General features: G+C 60.3%; 15 protein-coding genes and 1 tRNA gene. 9 read left to right on the top strand and 7 right to left on the bottom strand.

Annotation, left to right across the window (positions count from 1 at the left end):
• Positions 1 to 76 precede the first annotated feature (76 nt).
• The 7 genes from LR961_RS11435 (at position 77) to LR961_RS11465 (ending at position 6942) form a co-directional block, all read left to right on the top strand.
• The gene (locus tag LR961_RS11435; protein WP_232149101.1) at positions 77 to 1285 is read left to right on the top strand and encodes an acetyl-CoA C-acyltransferase; all 1209 of its coding nucleotides are present in this window, start codon (positions 77 to 79) and stop codon (positions 1283 to 1285) included.
• Between the two features lie 571 nt (positions 1286 to 1856).
• Entirely contained in the window at positions 1857 to 2471 is a 615-nt protein-coding gene (locus LR961_RS11440; protein WP_232149102.1) for a hypothetical protein, read from the top strand.
• A gap of 529 nt (positions 2472 to 3000) precedes the next feature.
• On the top strand, positions 3001 to 3378 hold the full coding sequence (gene copC, locus LR961_RS11445; protein ID WP_232149103.1) for a copper homeostasis periplasmic binding protein CopC: 378 nt from the start codon (positions 3001 to 3003) through the stop codon (positions 3376 to 3378).
• 9 nt (positions 3379 to 3387) lie between these two features.
• Entirely contained in the window at positions 3388 to 4272 is an 885-nt protein-coding gene (gene copD, locus LR961_RS11450) for a copper homeostasis membrane protein CopD (protein ID WP_232149104.1), read from the top strand.
• 42 nt (positions 4273 to 4314) lie between these two features.
• On the top strand, positions 4315 to 5013 hold the full coding sequence (locus LR961_RS11455) for a heavy metal response regulator transcription factor (protein WP_232149105.1): 699 nt from the start codon (positions 4315 to 4317) through the stop codon (positions 5011 to 5013).
• Entirely contained in the window at positions 5010 to 6377 is a 1368-nt protein-coding gene (locus LR961_RS11460) for a heavy metal sensor histidine kinase (protein WP_232149107.1), read from the top strand. Before LR961_RS11455 ends, LR961_RS11460 begins: the two co-directional genes overlap by 4 nt.
• A gap of 271 nt (positions 6378 to 6648) precedes the next feature.
• Positions 6649 to 6942: a hypothetical protein gene (locus LR961_RS11465; RefSeq protein WP_232149108.1), complete on the top strand. Its 294-nt coding sequence runs from the start codon at positions 6649 to 6651 to the stop codon at positions 6940 to 6942.
• Between the two features lie 6 nt (positions 6943 to 6948).
• Here LR961_RS11465 and LR961_RS11470 read toward each other — a convergent pair whose 3' ends face one another.
• The 5 genes from LR961_RS11470 to LR961_RS11490 form a co-directional block, all read right to left on the bottom strand.
• Positions 6949 to 7359: a hypothetical protein gene (locus LR961_RS11470; protein ID WP_232149110.1), complete on the bottom strand. Its 411-nt coding sequence runs from the start codon at positions 7357 to 7359 to the stop codon at positions 6949 to 6951.
• 121 nt (positions 7360 to 7480) lie between these two features.
• Entirely contained in the window at positions 7481 to 7822 is a 342-nt protein-coding gene (locus tag LR961_RS11475; RefSeq protein WP_232149111.1) for a hypothetical protein, read from the bottom strand.
• A 106-nt stretch (positions 7823 to 7928) separates the two neighbouring features.
• On the bottom strand, positions 7929 to 8369 hold the full coding sequence (locus tag LR961_RS11480; protein WP_232149113.1) for a hypothetical protein: 441 nt from the start codon (positions 8367 to 8369) through the stop codon (positions 7929 to 7931).
• A 221-nt stretch (positions 8370 to 8590) separates the two neighbouring features.
• The gene (locus LR961_RS11485) at positions 8591 to 8992 is read right to left on the bottom strand and encodes a hypothetical protein (protein ID WP_232149115.1); all 402 of its coding nucleotides are present in this window, start codon (positions 8990 to 8992) and stop codon (positions 8591 to 8593) included.
• 138 nt (positions 8993 to 9130) lie between these two features.
• A tRNA-Met gene (locus LR961_RS11490) sits at positions 9131 to 9207 on the bottom strand.
• A 284-nt stretch (positions 9208 to 9491) separates the two neighbouring features.
• Here LR961_RS11490 and LR961_RS11495 point away from each other — a divergent pair.
• Together LR961_RS11495 and LR961_RS11500 are read left to right on the top strand one after the other, a co-directional pair.
• Positions 9492 to 9989, top strand: a complete 498-nt coding sequence (locus LR961_RS11495) for a hypothetical protein (protein ID WP_232149117.1) — start codon at positions 9492 to 9494, stop codon at positions 9987 to 9989.
• 55 nt (positions 9990 to 10044) lie between these two features.
• On the top strand, positions 10045 to 10677 hold the full coding sequence (locus LR961_RS11500) for a hypothetical protein (protein WP_232149118.1): 633 nt from the start codon (positions 10045 to 10047) through the stop codon (positions 10675 to 10677).
• Here LR961_RS11500 and LR961_RS11505 read toward each other — a convergent pair.
• Positions 10625 to 11155: a hypothetical protein gene (locus tag LR961_RS11505; RefSeq protein ID WP_232149119.1), complete on the bottom strand. Its 531-nt coding sequence runs from the start codon at positions 11153 to 11155 to the stop codon at positions 10625 to 10627. The genes LR961_RS11500 and LR961_RS11505 overlap by 53 nt on opposite strands.
• A 2-nt stretch (positions 11156 to 11157) precedes the next feature.
• On the bottom strand, positions 11158 to 11418 hold the full coding sequence (locus tag LR961_RS11510) for a hypothetical protein (protein WP_232149121.1): 261 nt from the start codon (positions 11416 to 11418) through the stop codon (positions 11158 to 11160).
• Between the last annotated feature and the right edge of the window lie 422 nt (positions 11419 to 11840).

Below are 11840 nucleotides of genomic sequence, written 5' to 3' on the forward strand. Positions count from 1 at the left end.
AGCGTGCTTTCAGGGCGACGCCACGTCGTCGCCCTCGCCCGCCCTCACGCTCACACCTATTGAAGAGATCACTGCAATGACCAAGCAAATCCAGGACGCCTACATCGTCGCCGCCACCCGCACCCCGGTTGGCAAGGCGCCCAAGGGCATGTTCCGCAACACCCGTCCGGACGACATGCTCGCCCACGTGCTCCGCTCAGTGGTCGCCCAGGCCCCGGGCGTGGACGTCAACCGCATCGACGACGCCATCATCGGCTGCGCCATGCCCGAAGCCGAGCAGGGCATGAACGTGGCACGCATCGGCGTGCTGCTGGCCGGCCTGCCGAACACCATCGCCGCGCAGACGGTGAACCGCTTCTGTTCGTCCGGTCTGCAGGCCGTGGCCATGGCCGCCGACCAGATCCGTCTGGGCAACAGCGACCTGATGCTGGCCGGCGGTACCGAGTCGATGTCGATGGTGCCGATGATGGGCAACAAGATCGCCATGGCGCCGAGCGTGTTCGACAACGACCACACTGCGATTGCCTACGGCATGGGCATCACCGCCGAGAAGGTCGCCGAGGAATGGAAGATCTCGCGCGAAGACCAGGACGCCTTCGCGCTGGCTTCGCACCAGAAGGCCATCGCCGCGATCCAGAACGGCGAGTTCAAGGATGAGATCAGCCCCTACGAAATCGTCTCGCACCTGCCCGACCTTGCCGACGGCAAGCGCATCATCACCCGCAACAAGCTGGCCGACACCGACGAAGGCCCGCGCCTGGATTCCTCGGCAGAAGGCCTGGCCAAGCTGCGCCCGGTGTTCCGCAACGGCCAGTTCGGCGGTTCCGTCACTGCCGGCAATTCCTCGCAGATGAGCGATGGCGCCGGCGCGGTGCTGCTGGCCTCGGAACAGGCCATCAAGGATTACGGCCTGACCCCGCTGGCCCGTTTCGTCAGCTTCTCCGTCGCTGGCGTGCGCCCGGAAGTGATGGGCATCGGCCCGATCGCAGCGATCCCGAAGGCGCTCAAGCAGGCCGGCCTGACCCAGGACCAGCTGGACTGGATCGAGCTCAACGAAGCCTTTGCCGCGCAGTCGCTGGCGGTCATCCGCGATTGTGGCCTGGACCCGAGCAAGGTCAACCCGCTGGGCGGCGCCATCGCCCTGGGCCACCCGCTGGGTGCGACCGGCGCGATCCGCACCGCGACCATCCTGCACGGCCTGCGTCGTCGCCAGCAGAAGTACGGCATGGTCACCATGTGCATCGGCACCGGCATGGGCGCAGCGGGCATCTTCGAATCGCTGTAAGCCGATTCGTCATCTCGTGATGAGCAAACACAAGGGCAGCCTCCTGGCTGCCCTTGTTCTTTTTGGGCCCGCACAGGACGGAACAGGTCATCCAGGATCAGCTCCCTCCCGGCAGCCCTACAGTTCAGCCCGCCCCCGGCCAATCTTCCAGAACCCCTCGCCTTGAGGGCTAGATTCATCCTCCGGATGCCCGCCGCACGTGACTGTTCAGGACATTGGCTGTAGCATTCACACCGTCAGCGAGGCTTTCAGTCGGTTACAAGTCGGCACGAACCTGAAAGTCCTTCAAGATCAACGTCTAACCGGGGGTGCATTGTCGCCGATAGGCCGACTGCCACCCTTGATGAAAAGATAGAAAAACGAAGCCCGCCAAGCACTTATGCTCGGTGGGCTTTTTCGTTATGTCGTGCCAAATGGGCCTAATTGGGCATGATTTGGCAGCGCTTGGTCAGCTTTTTGGTCAGTTTTTAGAATTGGCGACCGCAACAGTGTTGTTTCCCCAGCAGGCCATTGTTGCCTTCTGGCATCCGACTGCCTATAACCCATTCAGCTTAAATGGGCGCGAGTACCAATGGGAGACTGGACGGTTGAACTACTGAAACTTGGTCAGATTACTGGCCCTGCCGTGATCGGTCTCTTCGGTGTCGTAGTCGGTGCCGGGCTCACTTCCCGCCGTGAACGTAATGCAGAAGCGCGGAAAGCCAAGAAGGATGCGGCACTGCTGGCAGCAATCATTGGCGGAGAACTAGACAAATTCATCTCGTCCTGCGCCGACGTTGCCCAGGACGATGGCACTGTAGACCCGACTTCTGGCTTTTGGGATGAAAGTACAGCGGTGCCCTCCTTCGACCCATCAAAGTTTGCAGTCGAATGGCGGTCCATCGATGAGAAGATCATGTTCGACATCCATGATCTGCCCTACCAAATCGGTTTTTCCAATGGTGCTATTTCCGATGCTGCTGAGCACGACTCGCCCCCCGACTTCCCCGATTGGTTCGAGGAACGCCAGTACCAGTACGCAAGGCTCGGCCTCCACTGCGTCGATATAGTGGCACGCCTCCGGACAGCGGCGAAACTACGGCCACGGCCAAAGACCTTCGAATGGAAGCCCGAGGTGATCTTCCAGGCCAAAATTGACAAGATCGAAGCCCAAAGAGCCAAGAGAGATCAGGCCGAGCTTGTATGACTTGGCCCGCCGGAGCAGGCGATCAACGCCTACCGTTACCGCCCTCCGCGCGGTGGAACACCGGCTGCAGGCCAAGTACCTGGCAGCCAGCATGTGACCATGCCTATCGGATGTGCACCTCTGCAGGATCCGTCGCCATACTCAACTGCCCGGCCACAAAGCTGGATGCGTCCAGAGAGTAGCGCCAGTTGAGGTAGTCATTGCTGACCGCACCACGCCCACACAGCGTTTGCATCGGCAGATTCTGCGAGGCATGCGCAGAAAGCTCAACCACCTCTAGATTCGCCAGGCCGTTGGTTTGAAGCTCTTACACGTCAACTTCTCGAAAGTCGTTGGCCTCAGGCAGCACAGGGCGCTCGCCATAGAACCAATTCAGCATGATCGCGACCGGCTCCATTCCGACACTCATCGGCGCCGCGTCTCATCCACCCGGCAGGAGCCAGCATTACAATTCCGTAATGCACTGGTCAGGGCGATGTAAGCCGCAAGCGTCTAATTTGCAGTTCCCCCTCGCCATTGGTGAACATCAATGTTGCGCTCATTCACGCGCCTAGCTTCGCTTGCCATCCTCCTACTGGGCATGGCAGCAGCACCATTAGCACTGGCTCATCCCAGCCTGGCTCGCTCCAATCCGACAGCCGATGCCAAAGTCGCGCCTCTGACCCAGATCGAACTGGAGTTCAGCGAACGCATCCTGCCCCGTGCAACACGAGTGGAGCTGACGATGCTCCATAACCGCATGCAGATGGCCATGCCAACCGCCAACCAACAAATCTCTGAGGACGGCCGCACGCTTCGCGCTAGCTTCGCGAAACCTCTGCCGAGCGGCACCTATCAGCTGCAGTGGCGGGCAGTAGGCCAAGATAGCCACCCGATAACGGGCAACTACCGCTTCACCGTACTGTAAGAGCCAGCAGTGGACGAGCTGTTTTCCTACGCACTGCGGCTGGGCTTGTACTTGGCCCTAATGCTGCTATTCGGGCGGATGTTGTTTATCCGCCCAGTATTGGCAACCAGATGGTATAGAGCACTGATACTGGTCTCGCTAACCCTAGTCGTCGCTGATGCCGTGACGCGATTGTCCGGTCTACTAGGCCTACCCCCCAACAGCATCGACACCGGCACCGTTCTCTGGTTCGCTACTGAAACGCCGGTCGGCTTGGCTTCCATCACTCGCATAGCAGCGCTCCTAGCCTTGCTATTGCTGTGTATTGCCGAGCCCCCCATCAGTCGCATGCGCAGAGCTGCCGGAATCCTCCTGTCCGCAGCTGCGCTAGCGAGTTTGGCTTGGAACGGTCATGCCGCAGCAGGCGATGGACTTACTGGTGATCTACGGCTCGGCGCGGGCATGGTGCATCTCCTTGCAGCTGGCGCCTGGGTGGGGGCAATTGCATCGTTCCTGCAATTGGCCGTGCGAGGTAGCGGCTCCAGTTTGCGTCATCGCACGTACGAGCTATGGAACGCAACCCACCGTTTCGCCTGGCCGGGCACTGTCATCGTCGTGCTGCTGGCTATGACTGGCGTCTATAACTACGTCGATCTGGGTGGATCGCAAAGCAGCCTGTTTGGTACAAACCATGGCCGCTGGCTACTGCTTAAGTTGGGCATAGTTTCAGTCATGCTGCTTTTAGCTGCACTACATCGGTGGCGCTTGGTCCCTGCCCTTGCCGCAGCGATACGTACTGGCGGGCAGCTGCGTGCATTGCGCTTCTTGCGCTTCAGTCTCACTGGCGACGCTGTCTTGGCGTTCCTGGTACTGGTCTGCGTAGCCGTGCTGGGCACCTTGGATCCACTAACCTGAGCATGCTCTGCTAGCCTGCGCGCAGACCTCATCAGGTGACCCATGAAACTGCTGATAATCGAAGACGAGCCAAAGACCGGCAGCTACCTGCGACAAGGCCTGGTTGAAGCTGGTTATGTAGTTGATTTGACCACTGATGGCTTGGATGGACTGCATCTGGCAGAGAGTGGGGACTACCACCTGCTCATCCTTGACGTAATGCTGCCCGGGTTGGATGGGTGGAGCATTCTTTCACGGCTGCGTTCCAGTGGCTGGCAGGCACCGGTACTGTTCCTATCTGCGCGAAGCAGCATCGCCGATCGCGTACAAGGTCTCGAACTGGGTGCAGATGACTACCTTGCGAAACCGTTTGCTTTTGCTGAACTACTCGCCCGCGTGCGCACTTTGCTACGCCGTGGTCAGGCAGCACCTTTAGCTGAACGCATCGTTGTGGCCGACCTGGTAGTGGATACGCTTCGCCGAAGAGTGGAGCGTAATGGCCAGCGCATTGCTCTCAGCCAGAAGGAATACACCCTGCTGGAGCTACTTGCCCGTCGACACGGCGAAGTGCTGCCGCGTTCACTGATAGCATCACAGGTGTGGGACATCAACTTCGATAGCGACACCAACGTTATTGACGTAGCAATCCGCCGCCTACGCGCAAAGATCGATGACGGTTTCGCCGAAAAGTTGATCATTACAGTGCGTGGCATGGGCTATGTGCTGGAAGCCGCAGACGATTCGGCCAAACGCAACGCATGAATTCCCGTCTCTCTATCGCCACACGCCTGACCGCGATATTCGCCATCGTGGCCACAGGCGTACTGACCGTGCTCGGCATAGCTATTTACTTGAGTGCGCGTCACAACTTGATTGCACAGGACTTCGCGGAACTGGAGAACAAAGTTGCATTGATCTCCGAACTCGTCTCTGCAGGCACGCATGAACAGCGCGCACAGCGGCTAGCTGAGGCATTGGGCCATCACCCCAATATCGAGTTCCATATCATCGATGACAGGGGCGAACAGCTGTTTTCTACTGCCTCGGAAGAACTTCGCATACATGCGCAGAACCAGCCTGCTGATCCCAATGTAAGGCGTCGCGACTGGACGCTGATCGGAGGCCCTCGCCTACATGTAATCCATCTCCGCCAACGCGTAGCCGATGGAAGTACAGTGACCATCCTGCTGGGAATAGATGATGCGCGGCATGCAGCTTTCCTTCGGCGATTTCGACATCTTCTGGCGATCGCCATCGTAACGGCGGCGCTCGCCAGTAGCTTGCTAGGCGGCTATGCGGTACGCCGTACGCTACGTCCCTTGCAGACACTCTCTCACGAGGCACGGCAGATCACTGCAGGTCGCCTGCAGAGTCGTCTTTCGGTGGATGCCGCACCAGCTGAGCTTGAGCAGCTGGCACAAGCCCTCAACGGAATGCTAGCGCGGCTGCAGCAGGACTTCACGCGCCTCACTGAGTTCTCTGGCGATCTCGCCCACGAGCTGCGCACACCGATCACCAACATGCTGACTCAGGTGCAGGTCGTGCTGACGCATCCACGCAGCAACGATGCCTACCGCGAGACCCTTGCCTCCTGCGCTGAAGAGCTGCAACAACTCGCAGAAATCGTGAGCGACCTACTCTACCTCGCTCAGGCCGAAGCGCCCGGCGCTCTACCAACTTGCGAACTTGTACCACTGGATGAGGTCGTGGATTCGTTGTTCGATTTCTATGAACTACTGGCCGAGGACCGACAGCTACAGTTGCGTCGACAAGGTTCAGCACACGTGGAGGGCAACCGCCTAATGCTGCACCGGGCGATCGCCAACCTGCTGTCAAATGCGTTACGCCATGCCACGGAGGGAACAGATGTCGTGGTGGGAATAAGTGAATCAAGAGGAATGTGCCGAATAGCTGTATGCAACCAGGGCAAACCAATTGTTTCTGACGATATATCTCGGCTATTCGACCGCTTCTATCGCGAGGACGGACGGTCCGAAGGCGCGGGACTGGGATTGGCGATCACGCGTGCCATCGTGCAAGCGCACGGTGGTTCGATCACGGTTGATTCGAGTGAACGCGGCACCACCTTCGAGCTACTAATACCCGCGTGCGCCACGGCAGCATAGCAATCTCCCAAGTACCGCCAACATCCGCACTTGTGATCTGGTCAAGCTACAACAACTCCCGGCTCCGGCGGGCAGTGCCCGCCAGAGGGATTGTCACCAGAGCAGTTCAGGCAGTCCCCGCTGGACTCGAACCAGCTCTAGGACCGCACGGGCCATCAAGCTCGTCCAGTCAGACTTCCCCTACAGCCAGTCGGGGATATTCCGCATGGACTCAGAGAAGCCCTGACACGAGGATCTATATCTTCCCGTGCAGCCACATAGGTGGATGCCTATGAGCTACGAGAGCCTGCGTGCCACTTTCGACAACCTGGCCTATGAAATCGTCGTCCAAGGATTTGCACTGAGCCCGAGCGAGCGCAGCAGCAAAATGCAGGAGCTCTGCCTTCTTGCCGCTAGGGTCATGCTTCAGGTCGAGGGTTCAGAGGACGAAGTGAAGATCCTCTGCAGCCTGGACGGAATCATGCATCGGGCACACAGCCTGATCAGCGCACTTGAGCAGTGTGAGGATTTGCGCGCGAAGTCCGCCCGAAACTACCGGGGTAGCCTCCATGCAGCCAGCCTGTGACCATGCCTACCGAACATGCAACTCGTAGGGCCAAGGCTCAGCTGCGATATCCAATTGGCCAGACGAGAACACGGCCCCATCCAGGGAGTACCGCCAGTTGAGGTAATCATTACTCACGCCTCCGCAGATCGTTCTCACATCCAGTCGCTGGGAAGCGTTCGGCGAGAGCTCCATCACTCGCGAGCTCGCCAGTCCGTTGGCTTGAAGCTCTTGCAAATCAACCTCGCGAAAATCCGTGACATCAGGCCGCACAGGGCGCTCACCGTAGAACCACTTAAGCGTGATCGTGACTGGCTCGCTCCGTTGATTGACGACATCGATGCTGAGACCGCAACTCTTCGCCCCTGCGGGGGAGGCAACGCCTCCTGCGACCATCAGTGCGACTGCCCACCATATCTTCATCGACATCACGCTCATGGCCGTCCTTAGTATTTGTTGACGCCACTCTAGCTCAGCGCTGTTGTCGGCAACCCCGACGACCTGCAGGGATTCGTTTAGGCCTGGCTCTGGCGGGCCGGGCCCGCCAGAGCAATCGTCATCAGGTCAGATCAGGGAGGCCCAGTTGGGCGCGAATCAACGTGGCCACGACCTGCGTCGATCGGGCGTTGGAAAGCATATCCCTGGTGATCTGGTCGAACTGTTGGGTCACTCCCGGCGAAGGGTTGCATCCGCTTTTCCGGAATTCTGCGTAAAGCACCACGTGTTCATCGTTCAAGAACCTTTCCATTGGAGCGTCTTCGGTAGCGCGGCATTGCTCGCTTTGAGCAATGCCGCGAATCGCCCGCTTACGTGGCTGCAGCCGCGAAACGACCGATGGCGACGCGTCCTGGTCGCCATACGAAAGAACGAGGGCACGCTTCCTTTGCTTTTCCTTGTCCAAAACTAACCCCTGTAACAACGCCGGCGGATTGCCGACAGCTCGAAAGCTGCACTGATCCGCGCCCCGGACACTGGGGCGCGGATCTGTTGCAGGGGGCTCCCGTTCATCACTCGGCCGGCCCAACTGCGGCCTTCAGGCGCGCCGACAGCTTCGGATTCAACACGATCCCGCCCTCGGCATTCGCGCTGTAGCGGGCCCGCGACTTCATCGACGCGCGGATGGGGGATTCGATGCGCACGCGCATGCTGGTGGAAGTCACGGCGAAGCCGACGACGAGCAGAAACGCAGCGTCGAGAGGAGCTGTTTGTGTCGGAATGCCCTCGGCCCCGACGAAGATCGGCTCCTCGGGTGTCCATGCCCAGGAAGGTTCGGTGATCAACCCGCCGACGCGAACTTGCACGTCGTCACCAACGGCGGCAGCGCCAAGCGAAATGCCAAGCACGTCATCACCATGGTCTGCGTCGTACGCATCTGCGTAGCCGACATTGCCTGCCGAACTGCGGACTACTCGGTGGCCGCCCAGGTCGATCGCCGCAGGGAGGACCACAACCTCGCCTCCCGCAGGACCCGGGGGGCCAACTTCGCCTGCTGGGCCCTGTCCACCTTTGCCAACAACAGCGACGGCCCGCGTTTCTGCTTGGACTGCTGCAACCGTAGCGGCCCTGTCCACGACTGTGGCCGCTGTGCCGGAACTGCTGACGCCTGCCGTCGAGACCTTGGAAACCACCACGACTCTTGGCGAGCTCGAGCACGACACAATCACCGGCATCAGCGCGTAACCTCGCCGCGCACGTTGATCGATCCCTCGACGAGCGGGATCACGTATTCCAGATCCGTTCCGCCTGGCCGGTACAGCTCGAGGCTGTACGCCAGCTTGGTCCTCTTCAGGTTATCGGGGTTCAACACCACCGTTTCGGCCGCCGGCACCAGCAGCACGATCCTGCCTGTTGCGGGATCCGAAATGCTCAGGCCGGTTCCGGTGGTGGAGAGCTCCAGCACCAGCGTCTCTGCATCTGTCAAACCGTACCGCCCAGCCAGCGTGCGCACCTGCATGCGAGCCTCGTAGCCCGTCAGGTCGAAGGGCGCCCCTGCATCATCGCGATACTCGAAGTCGTCCTCCCAGGTGGCGCCGCGCACCACCTGCAGGCTGAAGCTGGCCGGTGCCGGCACAACCCACCAACCCGCCCAGACGTCGAAACTCCGACTGCCTGTTCCTCACCGGCGGTGACCAGGTACTGGGAATGCCTCACGACATGCCTGCGAGCAGCAGCTCGCTCCTGGTGTTGGTGGTTGTGACTACCGACGTAGTGGTAGCGGGAGCGCGATTTGAACGCGCGACCTGCGGCTTATGAGGCCGCCGAGCTGCCGGACTGCTCTACCCCGCTAAACGGACGAGGCCGCTGGTCAACCCCGGACTCCAATCCTGGTCAACCAACGGCCTCGATGTGCTGGGCGCCATGTATTCACACCCTGCGCCCACGGTATCGAATGTGCCAGCGCAATCGGTCCCGTTGCAACTGCGGTTCCGCATGCGGAAGAAATCCTCCTCATGCGGAACTGGTGCGGATACAAAGTAACAATACGCCCCGCCCAATCTCAGAACCTGAGACCCCCTAACAAACCTTAACAACGGCGGCTACCATCGCTGCAGCACAACAGGGGCACAGGAATGGAAACCGTACTCGGGATGACGGATCTGCAGATCCGGCTCTTCACGGCGATTGGGCAGATCGCAGTGGCAGGCATCGTTGGCTACATAGCGTTCCAGCAGTGGAGAACAGCGCGTAAGAAGCTGAAGGCTGACTTGTTCGACAGGAGATTCCAGGCCTACCGCGAGCTCGTCGATGTGACCAAAGCGGCCATATCGAATTCCACTGCAGAGACAACCAAGGAAAAGCGCAGCATGTCGCGAGGCGCAGTCGAGATTGAGCGGATCAGCATGGAGATGGCCTGGGTATTCGATAGAAGGATCGCCGCGTTCGTGAGGGCGAACATCGCAGATCCCGCCGCCGCGCTGGCCTTCGATCGCATCGACTACTTCGACTGCCACGATCCTGAGGAACGCAAGCGGCAGGGTCTGGCTCTGAGAAATTTGGAGCGTGACATCTTTCGCGACCTGGGCCGCGTGACCTCACTCGTCACGCCCTATTTAAACCTCGAACATTAACGGCCATTCCTGACGCGAGATAGCATCACGTCGAGGACACAAAAGGGGAACAGGGATGAAGTGGATCGTTCAAGCAGCGCCACAGGATGCCAGCAACTTCAACTGGGACGCATTGGCTGCAATTGGCACTACCTTCGCCGCGGTCACTGCCCTGGTCATATGGATCGTAGACATGAGGCGAAGGCGACGCGATCGAACCTCCGCCGCAAAACTGCTAGCTGTGCGCCTCATTTCTGACGTTGAACAGCTCTCGCGCGTATTCGCTAGCAGCCTTTCGGAAATGAATGGTGGCCACCGCAGTCCAACTGCTGAAGATCAGATGGATTTCATGCAGGGCTACACGAAGAGTCTGTCGTTGAACTATGTCGCCGCTCGGTCGCTCGTTCAAGCCCAGATGGATGCAGTAGACCTTGAGCGCTTCGAGCGCCTAGCAGACCAAGTTGGAATCATGCCGGCCCGCGTCAGTGACAGTCTTGCCGAGCTCTTGCGCAGAAGCATAAGCCTCCAGAATGCAGCCAAGCGCGTAGGTAGCGACCCTACGCCGGCGCGCGTTGAGGGAGGCTTGGTCTCGTATTTTTGTGAGATGGTGCAAACGCATGAGTGCACCAAGCAGTGCTTGCTTATGCTCTATTCCGTCAGCGGCCTACTGCAAACAGACGTCCATGAAACTCCCGCCGCCCGTCATTGAGGGCGGCCTGCAGCACCGCGGTAGCAGCGCGGTGCACCTCGCAGTACGTTGCTCGCCGCATCTTGGCAGCCTTGGCCAGCACACCCCATGGCTGCCGATGCTCAGGCCACACCAGCTCGTGCGCCGCATCGAACGTTGCCAGGCGCAGCCGCCAGCGATCGGCTGGCAGCGATAGATCCAACGGCCGCGGCCTGGCCGCAGCGACCACTTCAGCAACCCGCGCGTGAGCGAGCAACGCCAGCTGTGCGATGGCCACACCATCTGCCCGCGTGGCGACGGTCAGGGCGGCGTGCTTCTCCAGGACATCAGGCATGTATGCGACGGCTGCGGCGATGTCTGCGCTACTGAGGGGCGCGATGGTGCTGCGGCCCTCTACCGGCACCCGATAGCTTCCGCCGACCAGCAAGCGCGCGATCAGCTCGAGCGGATCCCTGCCCTCGTCCGCCCATGGCTCGGCCTTCATCTTCATGCGTGCCATGGTCAGATCCCCTTTCGTTTGTAGGTGCTGGCCATGCCTTCATAGCGTGCCATGTCCTGCATCAGCTGCGCACGGACCGATGGATCCGTGGCCAGCTCGTATTTCGCCCGGGCGTCAGCGGCTTGCGCGCGCGCCCATGCCTCCTTGGTCGCATGCTTCATGCCGCCGGCGCGTTTGGGTGCTGCATAGGTGCCGCCACAGCGACGTGCAATCTCCTGCAGGAGATCCTGCAGCGGGATACCAGCAAGGTCTGTTTCGCTCATTCCAAGCCACCTCGTTTCAGAGCGCGACCGGCGCCGTCGAGGAATGCAGGCTCGTCGAACTCGAAGCCTCCTGGGAACGCAACGCATGCGGGAAACGCCTTCGGCGGCGTCAGGCCACAGGCAGCCAATCGCCCCACGCCATCGAACAGGCGAGCCCTGTGCAGGCAGTAGCAGCAACCGCCACCCTTCCCGAGCGACCACGGAATGGTCAGCAGCACCGGTCCCGTCCCGGCTGAACTGCGGCCGATGTCCAGGGAGCATGGGCGGCGCCGGCGGGGTACTGGGCGCAGCCTGCAGTTGGGCCATCAGACTATTGATGCGCTCTCCCTGCAATCGGTCGACAGACAGTTCGACGTGTTGTTCGGCGCCCATGTGCTGCCCGACGACATCGCCACCCCTGCCCCGCGCGGCCACCAGCTCGA

It is taken from the genome of Stenotrophomonas sp. SY1 (assembly GCF_021202945.1).
Lineage (GTDB): Bacteria > Pseudomonadota > Gammaproteobacteria > Xanthomonadales > Xanthomonadaceae > Stenotrophomonas.